Source organism: Larkinella insperata, assembly GCF_026248825.1.
Classification (GTDB): Bacteria; Bacteroidota; Bacteroidia; order Cytophagales; family Spirosomataceae; genus Larkinella; species Larkinella insperata.
Map to the genome: position 1 here is coordinate 5,360,505 of NZ_CP110973.1, position 15,072 is coordinate 5,375,576.

The 15,072-nt window shown below is 53.1% G+C and carries 13 protein-coding genes; 6 read left to right on the forward strand and 7 right to left on the reverse strand.

Annotated elements, in window-relative coordinates; translation table 11 throughout:
• Nucleotides 1-47: 47 nt before the first annotated feature.
• Nucleotides 48-1,478: an aldehyde dehydrogenase family protein gene (locus tag OQ371_RS21595; RefSeq protein ID WP_265990405.1), complete on the reverse strand. Its 1,431-nt coding sequence runs from the start codon at nt 1,476-1,478 to the stop codon at nt 48-50.
• Between the two features lie 74 nt (nt 1,479-1,552).
• Between OQ371_RS21595 and OQ371_RS21600 the strand changes: the two genes are divergently transcribed.
• Complete coding sequence (locus OQ371_RS21600; protein ID WP_265990406.1) at nt 1,553-2,632, forward strand: helix-turn-helix transcriptional regulator; 1,080 nt, start codon at nt 1,553-1,555, stop codon at nt 2,630-2,632.
• An 84-nt stretch (nt 2,633-2,716) separates the two neighbouring features.
• Nucleotides 2,717-4,411: a hypothetical protein gene (locus OQ371_RS21605; RefSeq protein WP_265990407.1), complete on the forward strand. Its 1,695-nt coding sequence runs from the start codon at nt 2,717-2,719 to the stop codon at nt 4,409-4,411.
• A 5-nt stretch (nt 4,412-4,416) separates the two neighbouring features.
• Here the strand turns inward: OQ371_RS21605 and OQ371_RS21610 are convergent, their stop codons facing one another.
• From OQ371_RS21610 to OQ371_RS21625, 4 genes are all read right to left on the reverse strand, one after another.
• Nucleotides 4,417-5,196, reverse strand: coding sequence for a hypothetical protein (locus OQ371_RS21610; RefSeq protein ID WP_265990408.1), 780 nt, complete (start codon nt 5,194-5,196; stop codon nt 4,417-4,419).
• Between the two features lie 170 nt (nt 5,197-5,366).
• Nucleotides 5,367-5,618 (reverse strand): helix-turn-helix domain-containing protein, encoded by a 252-nt coding sequence (locus tag OQ371_RS21615; RefSeq protein ID WP_265990409.1) that lies wholly within the window; start codon nt 5,616-5,618, stop codon nt 5,367-5,369.
• Nucleotides 5,619-5,621: 3 nt separating this feature from the next.
• Nucleotides 5,622-6,239: a DUF2975 domain-containing protein gene (locus OQ371_RS21620; RefSeq protein ID WP_265990410.1), complete on the reverse strand. Its 618-nt coding sequence runs from the start codon at nt 6,237-6,239 to the stop codon at nt 5,622-5,624.
• A gap of 138 nt (nt 6,240-6,377) precedes the next feature.
• The gene (locus tag OQ371_RS21625; RefSeq protein ID WP_265990411.1) at nt 6,378-7,445 is read right to left on the reverse strand and encodes an AMP-binding protein; all 1,068 of its coding nucleotides are present in this window, start codon (nt 7,443-7,445) and stop codon (nt 6,378-6,380) included.
• A gap of 201 nt (nt 7,446-7,646) precedes the next feature.
• On the opposite strand from OQ371_RS21625, the gene OQ371_RS21630 reads away from it, so the two are divergent.
• The 3 genes from OQ371_RS21630 to OQ371_RS21640 all read left to right on the forward strand — a co-directional run bounded on the left by OQ371_RS21630 (nt 7,647) and on the right by OQ371_RS21640 (nt 10,058).
• Entirely contained in the window at nt 7,647-8,102 is a 456-nt protein-coding gene (locus tag OQ371_RS21630; RefSeq protein ID WP_265990412.1) for a DUF2452 domain-containing protein, read from the forward strand.
• 105 nt (nt 8,103-8,207) lie between these two features.
• Nucleotides 8,208-9,032, forward strand: coding sequence for a 1,4-dihydroxy-2-naphthoyl-CoA synthase (menB, locus tag OQ371_RS21635; protein ID WP_265990413.1), 825 nt, complete (start codon nt 8,208-8,210; stop codon nt 9,030-9,032).
• 9 nt (nt 9,033-9,041) lie between these two features.
• Nucleotides 9,042-10,058: a GntR family transcriptional regulator gene (locus tag OQ371_RS21640; protein ID WP_265990414.1), complete on the forward strand. Its 1,017-nt coding sequence runs from the start codon at nt 9,042-9,044 to the stop codon at nt 10,056-10,058.
• Here OQ371_RS21640 and OQ371_RS21645 read toward each other — a convergent pair.
• Nucleotides 10,031-10,927, reverse strand: a complete 897-nt coding sequence (locus tag OQ371_RS21645) for an N-acetylmuramoyl-L-alanine amidase-like domain-containing protein (protein WP_265990415.1) — start codon at nt 10,925-10,927, stop codon at nt 10,031-10,033. The genes OQ371_RS21640 and OQ371_RS21645 overlap by 28 nt on opposite strands.
• A gap of 228 nt (nt 10,928-11,155) precedes the next feature.
• Nucleotides 11,156-12,901: an alpha-amylase family glycosyl hydrolase gene (locus OQ371_RS21650; protein WP_265994348.1), complete on the reverse strand. Its 1,746-nt coding sequence runs from the start codon at nt 12,899-12,901 to the stop codon at nt 11,156-11,158.
• Nucleotides 12,902-13,166: 265 nt separating this feature from the next.
• Between OQ371_RS21650 and OQ371_RS21655 the strand changes: the two genes are divergently transcribed.
• Complete coding sequence (locus tag OQ371_RS21655) at nt 13,167-15,044, forward strand: glycoside hydrolase family 13 protein (protein WP_265990416.1); 1,878 nt, start codon at nt 13,167-13,169, stop codon at nt 15,042-15,044.
• Nucleotides 15,045-15,072 lie beyond the last annotated feature (28 nt).

Sequence of the window (15,072 nt, forward strand, 5' to 3'; positions counted from 1 at the left end):
CTAAGATAGACATTCCTGGATACGGACCCAATAATCCAAGAAAACGTTTAAAGGTATTTGATGAAAAAATTGACCAGCTTTTTCACCCTGTCTGAATATGGCGGATAGATCAAATCGAGTACGCCAAACTGCCGATTGACCACTCCGCGGGCGTTTGAAAACTCCTGAAAACCGTAAAATCCGTTTGACTTTCCGATACCGCTTTGATTTACACCGCCTACCGGCAACTCCGTATGGGCGAAATGAACGAGCGTATCGTTGATCACCGTGTTACCGGCCGTGGTGCGCTCCAGCCAGTACTGCGCGGCCGCCGTTGTCTGACTAAATAGGTACATGACCAGCGGTTTGTCCCGACCCGTTAGGTAACGCTGCACTTCGTCGCGCGTGTCGTAGGCGATAATGGGCAGCAGCGGACCAAAGATTTCTTCCTGCATCACTTCCATATTTATACTCACGTTTTCCAACAGGGTCGGTTCGATGAAACGGTCGTTTGGATCAGTCTGCCCGCCTATTAAAACCGTACTGCCTTTAGCCTGGGCGTCATCCAGCAGGGCCTTCAGCCGGTCGAAATGGCGACTGTTAATGATCCGGGCGTAACTCTCCGACGCCTGAACCCCCATGCCGTCGGCATTGTACATGCGCTGGACGGCTTTCTGAATGGCTGCCACCAGCCGGTCTTTCACCGTCCGCTGCACCAGCACGTAATCGGGTGCCACACACGTCTGACCGCTATTGACCCATTTACCCCAGGCAATTCGGCGGGCCGTCGCTTCAATATCCGCCGTTTCGTCCACCAGGCAAGGAGACTTTCCACCCAGTTCCAGCGTAACGGAACTCAGGTTTCGGGCCGCAGCGGCCAGCACTTGCTTGCCAACAGCCGTACTGCCGGTAAAGAAAATATGATCGAAAGGTAATTCCAACAGATTTTGAGCCACCGTAGCGTCGCCTTCTATGACGGCCACTTCCTCCTCGGGAAACAGGCTCCCAATCATCTCGCGAATGAAATCCGTAGTAGCTGGCGTTAGCTCCGACGGTTTCAGGATTGCCGTGTTTCCGGCGGCAAGGGCCGAGATCAACGGTTTGATGGTCAGGTAAAATGGATAGTTCCAGGGGGCAATAATCAGGGTGACGCCCTTGGGCTCGTAGCGTACGTAGCTGGACGTTCCCAACATTCCTAAGGGGGTTGGCACGGAATGCGGTTTAAGCCAGTTTTTTACCTGCTGGAGGGCCACATTCAGTTCGTTGTTGGTGGCAAACAACTCCGTCAGCTCCGTTTCCGCCGGGGGTTTTCGAAAATCGGCGTAAAGGGCGGTAGTCAGACCGGTCCGATTCTTTAGCAGATACGCCTGAATTTTCTTCAGCTTGGCGATTCGTTCCGGGGCTTTCGTTAACGCGACGGTGCGAGCCTGCTGGCGTTGCGCATCGAATAACTGCCGGATTCGGGCCTTATTTTCGAGATTATCCGTCACGGTTTCCATCTCACAAGCACGTTTTCATTGAAAAAGCGGGTAATAATACAGAAATACTAATATTTTTGTCAAAACACTGTTCCATGAGCATTGTCAGCAACAACATCAAGTACCTCCGTCGACTCAATGGATTAACCCAGGAACAATTTGCCCGGCGGATTGGCATCAAACGGTCGCTTCTGGGCGCTTACGAGGAAGCTCGGGCAAACCCCAACCTCGACAACCTGATGTCGATTGCCCGCGCGTTCAACACAACCGTTGACAACCTGCTGAAAAGCGATTTACGAAAAATTCGTGAGACGCCCGATCTTTCTTTACCGCTGGATCGGCCCGCCGGTTCAATGAACTTTCCGGCCCCGCCCCTGCCCAAAGAAGTCCCTGAGCCCCAAAATCCGGCGTCGGCTCCCAAAGCCTTGTCCACGGTTCTGGAAAAATTCTACCAGTACCCCACCGGCAAACCGGTTGTGAATGCGCCCAAACCGCCGGAAAACCCCCAGCAAATCAAGCTGGTGGCGCAGCGCATCATTCCCCGGCCGATTTCGGTGCGGGAAGGTTTCTCTCCGTATCCAACGAGTTTTAAACAGCCTGAACCCCAGCCCCTGACGTTCAATAACGCTTACGAAAACAGCCGTCCGAATGCGCATTCAACGGTCGAGCGGCAATCCGCCAACGGCCTAGATACGCACCACAACACCATTCCCCTGGTTCGGAAACGGCAGTACAACGAGTATCTGCAACGGTATCAGCAGACGGATTTTTTAAACCGGCTGGCCGTTTTGCAATTGCCGTTTTTACCGCCCGATCATTACCGGGCGTTCGAAACCGGCGAGGACTTTACGCTGCCCGGGGCGCACCTGATTGGTAAATTCATTCGAAACTGGTACGAGATCGCCGACAGTAAACTGTATGTTCTGCTGGTGCAGAATCAGGGGGTTTTGTGCCGACGGGTGTTTAACCAGGTCAAGCTGAAAGGAACACTGCTGCTGACGTCCGACCAACCCGCCATCGGCAGCCGGGAGGTTGCCATTCGGGATGTGCTCGAAGTGTGGGAGGTTACGGCTTTTGTTAGTCAGCAAATGCCCGAAGCGAGTCCTTCCCTGGACGGCATCCGGAGTCTGGTTGAGGATCTGCGGTACGAACTCGACCGGATTCAGAAAAAATAAATTTTAATAGCTAGTTTTCGGGTACTCAATCACGACCACCCCGATGAGAACAGCTGGCTTTGTTTTACTGACTTGGTGAACTCATTGCTCATTAACATCCCACCGACTCAAAAGCGCAGGGGGCAGACAGTACTGAACTGGATTACGGGCCTTACTGTCCTCTTTGTTATCGGCTTTTTTTTGTATTATGTCGATGCCTATTCCGTCAACTTTCCGTTTCAGGACGACAATAGCTTACTACAAATCATTCATGAAATCCGGAAAGATCAAGGTTGGAAATCTAATTTCACTCAACTTTTCCGGCCCGAAAACGACCACCGTATTTTTGTCCCCCGGCTGATTAGTTACCTGGATTATCTGCTGACGGGCCACCTGAATTTTAAGCTGTTTATTTTCGTGGCGGCTGTAAATCTGGTGCTGGTTACGGCATTTATTTACCGGTTGTTTCGGCGGCTTGCCCTGCCCTTTTATTACTTTCTGCCCATTCCGTTCCTGCTGTTTCAGCCCCAGTACCACGAAGTCAGCATCTGGGCTCTGACGGGCTTGCAGCACATTACCCTCCTGCTCCTGCTGGCCTGCTGCCTGACTTTGCTGCGAAAACCGACAGCCCTGAGGTTGGGAATTGCGGTTGTTCTCGCTACGCTGGCGACGTTTACCCACGGCAACGGTATCCTGGTTTTTGCCACCGGATGCTTTCTGCTCCTGCTTGAAAGAAAGTACAAAAGTCTGATTCCGTGGGGTGTATTTATGGCCCTGGCGCTGGTATTTTATCTGTCGGATTATACGCCCGGAAGCGGGGTCAGAAGTACAATCAACTGGGCGTATTTACCGGCCTCGTTTGTTGCCCGAATTGGAGCCAGCTTATCGGTTTTTCCGGCCGTGTCGATCGGCGCATCCATTGCCTGGGGGTCGGTAATTTGTTTGCTAACTTTACCAGTACTTCTTATCCGCTTTTTTACCTCGTTTAAAAAGCGGCCCCTTGTTGATTCGTTTCGAAATGAATTGTCCGCCTTTTTCTGTTTTATCCTCTTGACCATCGGGTTAATCACCGTTTTTCGGGCGTCTTCCGATCTGGTTCTCGAAAATCGTTTCAAGATTTATGCGGCTTTGAGTTCCTTGTTTTTTTACCTGTTTCTGCTCGACGGTTTTCCCAAACTGCGAAAAAGCTTCCTGCTGCTTTTTACGGGTTTTGCCGCCCTTATTTTCGTCAACGCCTACACGCTCTACACCCCGGAGGTAGCCAGCAAACACAGCCGGTTGATGGCCGACACCTACAACTGGCGCCAACACCAGACTGAACTAAACAATTACAGCACCATTGAAAGCAGTCTGCCCTTTTTGATTCCGGCCTACCGGCAGGGCTACTGGCAAGTGCCCGACCTGTTCAATGGCTTGGGCGAATTGTTGCAAACCACCGTACAGCAGAAGGATTTCAAACCGTACCGTCTTCAAACGCAGCGGTTTTTGCACGAAGGGAACGGTCCCCCGCAGTTTTCGGTGACCGTTCATTCCTTACCACTGGCCCGTCAGCACCTGCACGACAATCTGTTTGTGGTTTTGCACAGTGAGGCCCGTCAAAAGACGTATCTGGCGGGCACGCTGCCCAAGTTTGCCGGCTGGCGACGGTTCTTGACGCAGGGGACCTATTTCGACGCCAGTCTGTCGACCGTTTTGCCAATAGAGGCCGTCCAACCGGGCGAATACCGGCTGGGCTGCCTGCTGAAAAAAGCCGATGGTCAACTCGAACTGGTGATGATGCAACAGACCGTATCGTTTTAAGCCCGTCAGGATTGGATCAGGCGAGTCAGCAATTTACGCAGTTTGCCAACGGCTCCTTCATCGCCAACCACCGCCGTTCCAATTTCGTACCACTCCGGCGTCCCCAGGTTTAGGTACCGACCGGGTTTGCGGGGCGGTGCCGTCAGGGCTTCTTCGCTGTTGTAATCAACGCCGTAGAAAACTTCCATCATCGCATTCAACTCCTTCCAGGGCAGGGTTGTGGAGCGGTTCTGGTTGTTGCGCCGGATTTCCAGCCGGGTCTCCCGCTGACCGAACGAAGCCGTCAGCCGGGCTTCGACGCGCCCTCCATTCTCGATCTCGACGTACGTTGCCTCAAACGGCTTTTCCTTGCCGGAAATTTCGAACACCGCCTGAATCAATTCCTGGCTGAGAAATTGCCATTCGGTCCGCTGAACGGGCGCACCCGACCGGCTGCCCTGCGGTTTCTGCTCGATCGTTACCAGAAAATACTCCTGATTATCCGTCAGTTTTTCCTCGTCGAACGCTTTCAATTGGGTTTTCCGGACGAGATCCCCCACGGGTTGCACCCAAACCGCCGGTAGCTGCCCCGACCACTGGTAATCATCGTTGGGCGTAAAACCTTCTGCCACAATTTCGTCTTCTTCCAATTCATCGCGATCCGTGTACGTCATCGTCAGCTCGACGGTGAGCCGTTTATCCGCTGAAGCGCGAAGAATAATCGTAAAAAAATGGGCATACGGCGGAGGCACCACCATCGCGGTCTGGTACCGAATTTCCAGTTTATCGAAAGTTGAATCAGCCATTCCAGGTAAAATGTTTAGCGGCTTTGCTTACCCGCTCCGCAAAAGTAGCACGGATTCCGTTACCCGCTCCGCATCCGGCTTTGAGGAGTAAAATATACCCTACGGGACCAGTCTGGAGCAACTAACGGGTACCGGCTCATTCCGACGTTGACCGGCGACTAAAGTTGTATTTATGTGTCTAAAAACTCAACCGGGTGCGTGTTGCCGCTGGCAGCGGGCGACTTCACGTATTCAAGAATATCCGCGGGCTGGCAGTCAAGCGCTTCACAAATCCTCTCGAGAGTGGAAAACCGGATGGCTTTGGCTTTGCCGGTTTTAAGAATTGACAGGTTCGACAACGTGATGTCCACCTGTTCAGCCAGTTCGGATAATGACATTTTCCGGCGCGCCATCATGACATCCAGGTTTACAATAATCGGCATGGGTTAAACGGTTAACGCGTTTTCTTCCTGAAATACGATACCCCGCTGGTAAATCACAGCAATGGCGTAAACAATCAACCCCGTAATTAGCCCATTGCCCAACTCCGTGATCAGGTCAAAACTGGGGCTGGAGAGGTGTCGGTGCACCAACCTACCAAACACCAGATAATGAATCAGTCTGATTAAATCGGAAGCCGCAAACAGAATGGACAACACAACCAGGCGCCTGAAAATAGACTTTTTGAACGGGTCAACTACGTTCGCTTCCCCAAAGATCCGCCGGAATTGCCACAGAATCGTCATAACAAGCAGCAGGTTCAGCATATTCATACCAAAAAAGTAATACCCTAAGTCCGAATTCGGCTTAAACTCCAGCCGGTACCGATTCGAAATGGCCGATAGCTGAGCCAGTCCATCTTCCGAATAATGCCTCTTCGGCTTTTCATCTGCTTCATCAGATACCATCACCTCTTGGGTAAACTGCGCCTTCATCTGCCCGGTATTGCCTTCATAAAAAGAGAGGGCACCAACGCAAAAAACGGCGATGGTAATCAATACCATTAAATAAAACAGGATGCTCGTCGCGATTCTGAGAAAGGAGAAAACGAATTGTGGCTTCATGGGATTTAGCAGTTAGTCTGAACCAAACCTAAGCAAATCCTCCTTACTAAACAACAATTTTTTATCGGTAATCAATAAACATTTGTTGTTCCTCAAAAATATTAAATAGCTATTTTTGTCAAATGAAATTCGATCTGTTCACATTTTCTCCGGAAAGCAGGTGGCAGCAATTCTTTTTTTGTCAATTTTCCCGGTTGGTGTCTCCTGAAAAACCGGAAGTGCCAGAACTTTCCTGGGCACAGCATACGGCCCTATTTTCTGGCGAACGGTGTTTTTTACAGCGTCAATACGGCTCTCCGGCCATCCGTTCTCATCCTCCACAAACAAAACAACTTGCTGGCCCAGCCGCCCGCCCGGTACACCATAGATGAAAAACCGGGTCTGAAGGTGCTCCCGTGCCAGCACCCCGGCAATGACCTCTTCCACCCGTTCCGGCTGAATCTTGACGCCCCCGCTGTTGATGATCGAATCAGCCCGACCGAGCAGCCGAAAGTGGCGCGGATCGATCAACTCCACCACATCATTGGTTTGAACCGTTTGAAAATCGGTGGCGGCTGCGTTGATGTTCAGGCAACCCCGGTTATCCACGCCAATCTCAACCCCGTTTAGCGCCCGAAAAACGTCGGTCTGGCCCGGACCGTTGATCCGGCGGACGGCAATGTGGGAGACGGTTTCGGTCATTCCGTACGTACTGAACACGGGCGCTTCGATGGCCTGCACCCGGCTGGCCAGCGCCTGATCCACGGCGGCCCCGCCCACCAGAATGGCTTTCATCCGGTTCAGGACCGGCAGTGAACGTTCGGCCTGATCGAGCAGGGTGTGCATCTGCAACGGGACAAAAGCCGCAAAATCCAACGCATCCAAACTGGCATCGAACCCCTGAAACGGATTGGATGCGGGTTCTACCACGGTTAAATCCAGCCCGAGTTCCAGCCCCCGCACGAGCATCATCACCCCGGCAATGTAATCGATGTTAAGGCAAGCCAGCGCCCGGTCACCCGCCCGAAGTCCAAACGTTTGTCCCGTCAGGTGGGCGCTGGCCCTCATCTGGCTACGGCTTAAAATGATGGGTTTGGGCGCACCGGTCGAACCGGAGGTGTGCAGGGTGAAAAAGGATTGTCCCGAAAGCCAGGCCCGGCAAAAGTGGACGGCTTTGGCTTCGTAGTCAGTCTGGGGTTCGGGTAAATAACCAGGGGCGATTCGCATGAGTTGTACAGGATGAATCGCAAAAATACGCTACTTTTGCCCCGATTTGTTGTAGTTACCCGAAGCGATTGAATCCGACGAGGTTGAAGCAGAAAACAGCTTTTTGATTCGCGGGGTTATTATGATTCAGACGGGGTTTTCGGCGCCAAACGGCCACTCCCCGGGCGAGTACAACAGGCGTAAAACCGACCACACAGGAGCATGAATGAAGAATTTGAAAATCCGATATCGGTTGACAAAGTAACCGACCGGCCCGGCCTGCTCGAATACGCGCACTCCGTCGGCAGTGCCATCATCAAGCCCGAAGACAAGGGTAAAATGAAAGGCCGCGCCGTGACGGCCATGCGGGAACAAACCGATCTGCAACTCTCACAGTTATACCGGCAAATGCAGTTGCTGGCCGAGCAAGCCACCGCCATCCGCAACCGGGTGGAAGTATCGGAACGGATTTATAACGCGCAGATGGGCTTTGAGCCGATTGTTGGCCACACCTATTATTTCTACGAGAAAAAAGACGGTACCGATGTGCTGTCAATGATTGCCCCCCACGAATGGGGTCGCGTTAATCCGTTCCGACGCTGCGTCGCCACCGTACGCATGATGGCCGACCACACCTGGGACGTTGCCTATCACGACAGTGACTATTCGGAAGAATAAACGGCGGGATTGAGACTTTATCTAGCCAACCGATTGATGCCGAGCTCACACGGCTTTAACCAATTCAACCATCCAACGACTTGAACCATTAAATTTCATACGCACATGCAGAGTAAGTATCCCTGGGAAACCATTAAAGAATACCGCGAGATTTTGTTTCAGTATTACGAGGGCGTTGCCAAAATCAGCATCAACCGGCCCGAAAAACACAATGCATTCACGCCTTTGACGGTCAAAGAGATGAGCGAAGCCATGGAACTGGCCCGGCAGGACGAGCGCGTGGGTGTGGTTATCCTGACCGGCGAAGGAGGCAAGGCGTTCTGCAGCGGGGGTGACCAGTCGGTGCGGGGACACGGTGGCTACGTGGGTGAAGATAGCGTACCGCGCCTGAACGTGCTCGACCTCCAGATGCAGATCCGGCGTATTCCGAAGCCCGTCGTGGCCATGGTGGCGGGTTGGGCCATCGGCGGAGGCCACGTCCTGCACGTCATCTGCGACCTGACCATTGCCGCCGAAAACGCCCGCTTCGGACAAACCGGCCCGAAAGTCGGAAGTTTTGACGGGGGTTTTGGTGCTTCGTACCTGGCCCGGATCGTTGGGCAGAAAAAAGCCCGTGAAATCTGGTACCTATGCGACCAGTACGACGCCCAGGAGGCCCTGGACATGGGACTGGTTAACAAAGTAGTGCCGCTGGAGCAACTGGAAGAAACCACGCTGGAATGGTGCCGCAAAATGCTGGAGAAGAGCCCGATTGCACTCCGGATGCTGAAAGCCGCCTTCAACGCCGAACTGGACGGCCAGGCGGGAATCCAGCAACTGGCGGGCGATGCTACCTTACTATATTATTTATCCGATGAAGCGAAAGAGGGTAAAAATGCGTTTCTTGAAAAACGTAAACCCGATTTCGGTCAGTTCCCTAAATTTCCTTAAACCGTAACTATGATTGATCTGCACATTGAATCGCAGTCGAGCGTTCCCAAATACCGTCAGATCGTTAACGCGGTGATCAACGGCATTGAAATTGGTACTTTGAAAAGAGACCAGCAATTACCGTCGATTAACGAGCTGAGTGAAGAATATTACCTGGCCCGCGATACGGTCGAGAAAGCCTATAATTACCTCAAAAAGGAAGGCATTATTCAGGCCGTGCAGGGCAAAGGATTTTTTATTCGGCGCGACGGCCCCGGGCAATTGCGCGTGTTGCTGCTGATCAACAAATTCAGCGCTTACAAAAAAATTATCTATTACGCGATGGTGAACGCGCTGGGTCCCAATGCCGTAGTCGATCTGCGCATTCACCACCACAGCGCCCAACGGTTTAAAAAGTTATTGGAAGAAAACCTGGGGCAATACCATTATTACGTGGTGATGCCCCACTTCTACGAGGAAACGGAGCAGGTGAACGTCGTGAAGCTGCTTGAACAGATTCCGGCCAACGAACTGATTATTCTCGACCGCGAAGTTCCGGAGCTAAAAGGCGAATACTCCGTGGTTTACCAGCAATTTGACCGCGACATTTATGAAGCGCTGGAATCGGGACTAGATGTCCTGGAAAAGTACCAGAAAATAACGCTGGTTTTCCCGAAGGAAGTGTATTACCCACGGGATATTGTGCGCGGGTTCCGCAATTTCTGTGTTCACTACCAGAAAGAATTTGAACTGCTCGACACGCTGATGGGCCGCGAACTTCAGCCCGGCACAGCGTATATTGTGCTGGAAGACGGCGATCTGGTTGAACTGGTCCGGCAGGCTAAACAGCGCGGCTGGCAACTGGGCCAGGACATTGGCGTGCTGGCCTTTAACGAAACGCCCCTGAAAGAAGTTCTGGCCGATGGCATTGCCGTGATTTCAACGGATCACGAAAAAATGGGTGAAACTGCCGCCCGGTTGATTCAGGAGAAACGGCACGAAAAGGTTAAAAACCCGTTTCAGTTGATCCGGCGGGCATCGCTGTAAGCCATCGTTGGCGGTACGGTTTCTTTCAACCGCGCCACCCGAATGCCCGAAAACTGCGGGTTTCTTTTGATGTACTCGGCCAGCGGCTGCTCCGAAATGGCCACTTCGCCGTATTGTGACGAAGCGTGCAACAGGTGCGCCCGGCGCGTACCGTCCTCGTCCGTTTGCCAGACCACCATGCCGACGTGTTTCATGTCCAGGCCGGGCCGGGCCGCCATCATCATAACAATATCGCCTTCTTGGAGGCAATTTTCAATGGTCCGAATCTGCCCTCTGGGAATAAACCAGTACCGCTGCTGGCTTATCGCCAGTTCGACCTGCGCGATTTGCTTCCGGATTGCCGGTTTTGCAAGCTGCGGGTATTTGTAGGTATATTGGGTCATGTAGGAGATCGGTTTCTTCACCCGGATTCCGCCAATCTGACCGGTTACATCTTCAACAATGCCTTTCTGCTCATTATCCAACAGCCATTCCGAGAAATAATGCAGGCGGCTGGCAAACCCATCGATCTGGCCGTTGCGGTACCGGATGCGCGTCAGATTCTCCCGGAAAAGCCGGTCAAACTGGGCGGTATCTTTTTCATTCGTTAGCTGATGCCGCGACAGGGCCAGCGCCAGGGTGGTTTCCAGAAACGTGGTGCAGTCGAACGCCCGAAAATCGACTACGAGCTGTTCGGTCTCGTTCTCGTCAAGCGTGTTGCCCGCATAGGGCCGACCCTGGAATGACTTGCTGATGGCCACGGCGGTTTCGGCCGGGGTTGGTGCGGGCGCTACCTTTACCTGACGGAGCGAAAAATCGGTAATCGAACGCTGGGCAAATGTATGGGTAAATGGTATGACAGCAACCAGACAGGTAAACAGTTTCTTCATTCAGCTACGGTGGTTAAGAAGGCCGTAAGATTAACCGTGAAAATACGAAAAAACGTCAAAGCCTGCAATTTTCTCCTATGTTACGACCCAGAAAGCCAGTTCAAGTCACATCCGAACGGAAGCTTTTCCTTGCTGCCCGCTGCCGGACCGGTACCAAATCAAATAAGCTGGCTCGTTGCCCTCCGGTTTTCCGTCGACACCCCGTTTGCTGCTGAAATTCACCGGCTCTTATTTGATCTCCAGCACAAGCACGCTCAGTGGTGGCAACTCCACCGGCACTCCGGCATTGGCAGCTGCTTTCAACTTGGTCTTGGTCCGGAAAATATCCGTGAAGGAATAGTTTTTTGTGCCGTCCAACTTCATGGTTTTCCAGGCTTCGATGGGAATGCGGACCGTCGTTTTTGCCGGTTTCTCTTTGTCAAAATTACAGACGATCAAGAGCTTTTGCTTGTCCGAATGCCGCAGGTAGCTATATAACCGCTGCGGATTGTAGCCCGCACTCTGGCCGTTGTTATTAACGTATTGAAGGTCGTAAAAAGCCCCGGTCCGGATGGCGTGACTGCCGTTAACCAACTGGTTGAGCTGCTGGTAGAATTTGCGCAGCTCCTTCTGGTTGTCGGTCAGTTTGCCGCCGTTGAACAGGCCGGGTTTGCCTTCGCTGCCGTTGGTCCAGGCCTGGTATTCCGGAATGCCCCAATAATCGAAAATGGTTGTGCGGCCGTCTTCGCCCTGAAAACCCTCGGCCTGCGTCGGGTTCACGCCCAACTCCTGCCCGAAATAAATCATCATCGGGCCGGTATGCAGCGTGGCCGACAGGGTCATGGCCGGAACCGCCGTCCACGGATCGTGGGCGAAAAAGCGGGACGCAATGCGCTGTTCATCGTGGTTTTCCAGAAACCGCAGCATGTGGTTTGCGTAGTCGCCCGATTCCTGCTGCCACACACGGGTGATGTTCTCCGTTGTGCCCTTGCCCTCCATGAGTTCCCGAACCGCATCGTACAGCCCGACTTTGTCGTAGAGGTAATCGAACTTGCCGGTAAAAATATAGTTGCGGTATTGCTGCGGATTGTAAATTTCGGCGATAAAAATGATGCCCGGCCTGGCGGCTTTTACCTGCGGAATGGCCCAGCCCCAGAATTCGACCGGCACCATCTCGGCCATGTCGCACCGAAAACCATCGACACCCTTTCCGGCCCAGAACAACAGAATGTCCCGCATTTTGGTCCAGGTCGACGGCACGGGCTCGAAGTGGGCCTGGCGGTTGTTGAGGTAATCGACGCCGTAGTTGAGCTTGGTGGTTTCAAACCAGTCGTTGATGCCCGGTTGGGCACTAAATACGTCGTTACCGGTCGCTTTGGCCGGGTTCTCCCCGTAGGGCGCATCCGGCGTTTCGGGCGTAACGACACCCGCCGGAACCTGAAACGGTTGACCGGGCAGGTAGTAAAAATTATTCTGCGGATCGAACGCTTTGCCCGCATCGTCTCCCTCGCCCAGATCCTGAACCCCCGCGGGTTTGGCATCCGAATAGTACTGCCGGGCCACGTGGTTGGGCACGAAATCAATAATAACCTTCAGATCGTTGGCGTGCGAACGCTTCAGCAAATCTTCAAACTCCTGCATCCGGTTCTTAACGTCAACGGCCAGATCGGGATTGACATCGTAGTAATCCTTGATGGCGTACGGCGAACCGGCCCGCCCTTTCACCACCGCCGGATGGTCTTTCCGAATCCCGAAAGCCGAGTAGTCGGTCATCAGCGCGTGTTCAACAATGCCGGTGTACCACACGTGCGAGACGCCAAACTTTTTCAGTTCCTGCAGGGCTTTGGCCGTGATGTCGTTGAACTTCCCAACACCGTTTTCATCCCGACTGCCCCAGGGCTTGTTGGTCGTGTTCTGGTTGCCGAAAAGACGCGTGAAAATTTGGTAGATAACGAGTTTGTCTGATTTCTCTTCTTGCGGTTCGGAGGTATCCATGCGAAACAGAATGGGTTCATGAGCCAGGCCCGCAACGGTTTGCAGCAGGCCCGTGGCAACCAGCGCGGAGGTAAACGTCCGTCGGTTGATGGTTAACGATTGGTCGACCGGTTTACGGGTCTTCATGGTCAAGATACAAATTTGTGCCTAGCTCCCAGACCCGTCTGGTCGGATTCGGTTGCAAATTCGAAAACTACTGGCAAAATGAAAAGAATTCCTTTATTTTGACATATTGTTGGCCTAATTGCCAACACCTGCTAACCGTATGAATCGTTTTTTTATCGCCCTTTTTTTCCTTACTCTGCTAGCCATTGCTGGCTCCCGCGCCCAAACCGCATCCATTCAGCGCATCGATCCGACCAATTGGTGGGTGGGCATGAAAAACCAAAATCTACAACTGATGGTCTACGGCCCCCAAGCCGGGGCCATGACGTACACCATCAACTATCCGGGCGTCAAACTGATTAAAACGCACAAAGCCGAAAACCCCGATTTTGCCTTTCTGGACGTGGTAATCTCCCCGACTGCCAAGCCCGGCACGTTTCGGGTAACCGGAAAAAACGGCTCTCAAACCGTATCCCGCCCGTATGAACTGAAACCCCGGACTACCGGCCCCAAAGGTCAGGGCGTTTCGGCCGCGGATTTCATCTACCTGATCATGCCCGACCGCTTTGCCAACGGCGACCCCTCTAACGATGCCTTTCCCGACATGCTCGACCCGAAAGCCGACCGGTCGGTCCCCCACCTGCGGCACGGTGGCGACTTGCAGGGCATTGCCAACCACCTCGACTATTTGCAGGATCTGGGCGTCACGGCGGTCTGGATGACGCCAGTGCTGGTCAACGACGAATCGCTGAAGCAGGAAGCTCCCGACCGGATGCAGGCTGGCTACCACGGTTACCATTTTACGGATCATTACCAGATCGACAAGCGGTTTGGCGGCAGCGAGGGCTACCGGAAGTTCGCCCAGACGCTCCACCAGCGCGGCCTGAAACTCGTGCAGGATGCCGTCTACAACCACGTCAGCGACGACCACTGGCTCTATAAGCATCAACCGTTCAAAGACTGGTTCAATCAGTGGCCCGGCTACACCGGCAGCTCACACAAGGAACAGGCGCTGTATGACCCCTACGCATCAGCTGCGGACCGTAAACTGCTCCTTGATGGCTGGTTTACCCCGTTTCTGCCCGATTTGAACCTGCGCAATCCGTTTCTGGCCACGTACCTGATTCAGCACGCCATCTGGTGTACGGAGCTGTTTTCGCTGGATGCCTGGCGGGTTGACACCTACAAATACAACGATCTGAACTTCCTGAACCGCTGCAACCAGGCTTTAATGACGGAATTTCCCCGAATCCACATTTTTGGTGAATCCTGGGTGGGCAGCCCGGTTGCGCAGGCGTTTTTTGTCAAAAATAAAATTGACCAGCCGTTCAAATCCAATCAGCCGGGCGGCCTGGATTTTGTGCTGTACGACGCAACCCATGCCGCCCTGCGCGAAGAGTTTGGCTGGGATACGGGCGTCAACCGGTTTTATCAGGCCCTGACAACGGACGGTTTGTACGCCGATCCACAGAAACTGGTTACCTTCCTGGAAAATCACGATACCGACCGGTTTTTGTCGGTGATTGGGGAGGATCTGGAAAAATATAAAATGGGCGTGACCTGGCTGCTCACCACCCGCGGAATTCCGTCCTGGTATTACGGCACGGAGGTGCTGATGAAAAACACCAAGAATCCGTCGGATGCGGAGGTGCGCCGGGATTTTCCGGGCGGTTTCCCCGGCGACAAAGAGGATAAGTTTACCGTTGCCGGACGGAATAAAAGGGAAAACGAAGCCTTCGACTTTGTAAAAAAACTGGCGAATTACCGGAAGACCACCCCGACGCTGCAAACCGGCAAACTGATGCAGTACGTTCCCCAGTTAGGGACCTACGTCTATTTCCGGTACGACAACGCCAAAACCGTTATGGTTGCGACCAATTCGACCCATCAGGAAATTGAACTGGATACGAAACGGTTTGCCGAGCGGATGACGGGCTTTACCAAAGCGCGCAACGTGCTAACCGATGAAACGATTGACAACCTTTCGTTCGTGAAATTACCCGCCAGAACGGCGGTGGTGCTGGAATTGAGCAAATAAGAAGGCCCTGATAAAAAGTGTGAACGGG

What these genes read in the sequence shown, in the direction of transcription:
- OQ371_RS21610 (WP_265990408.1), bottom strand. Translation starts at nt 5,196, where the DNA reads ATGGCTGATTCAACTTTCGATAAACTGGAAATTCGGTACCAGACCGCG.
- OQ371_RS21615 (WP_265990409.1), bottom strand. Translation starts at nt 5,618, where the DNA reads ATGCCGATTATTGTAAACCTGGATGTCATGATGGCGCGCCGGAAAATG.
- OQ371_RS21645 (WP_265990415.1), bottom strand. Translation starts at nt 10,927, where the DNA reads ATGAAGAAACTGTTTACCTGTCTGGTTGCTGTCATACCATTTACCCAT.
- OQ371_RS21630 (WP_265990412.1), top strand. Translation starts at nt 7,647, where the DNA reads ATGAATGAAGAATTTGAAAATCCGATATCGGTTGACAAAGTAACCGAC.
- OQ371_RS21655 (WP_265990416.1), top strand. Translation starts at nt 13,167, where the DNA reads ATGAATCGTTTTTTTATCGCCCTTTTTTTCCTTACTCTGCTAGCCATT.
- OQ371_RS21620 (WP_265990410.1), bottom strand. Translation starts at nt 6,239, where the DNA reads ATGAAGCCACAATTCGTTTTCTCCTTTCTCAGAATCGCGACGAGCATC.
- OQ371_RS21640 (WP_265990414.1), top strand. Translation starts at nt 9,042, where the DNA reads ATGATTGATCTGCACATTGAATCGCAGTCGAGCGTTCCCAAATACCGT.
- OQ371_RS21625 (WP_265990411.1), bottom strand. Translation starts at nt 7,445, where the DNA reads ATGCGAATCGCCCCTGGTTATTTACCCGAACCCCAGACTGACTACGAA.
- OQ371_RS21650 (WP_265994348.1), bottom strand. Translation starts at nt 12,901, where the DNA reads ATGGATACCTCCGAACCGCAAGAAGAGAAATCAGACAAACTCGTTATC.
- OQ371_RS21600 (WP_265990406.1), top strand. Translation starts at nt 1,553, where the DNA reads ATGAGCATTGTCAGCAACAACATCAAGTACCTCCGTCGACTCAATGGA.
- menB (WP_265990413.1), top strand. Translation starts at nt 8,208, where the DNA reads ATGCAGAGTAAGTATCCCTGGGAAACCATTAAAGAATACCGCGAGATT.
- OQ371_RS21595 (WP_265990405.1), bottom strand. Translation starts at nt 1,478, where the DNA reads ATGGAAACCGTGACGGATAATCTCGAAAATAAGGCCCGAATCCGGCAG.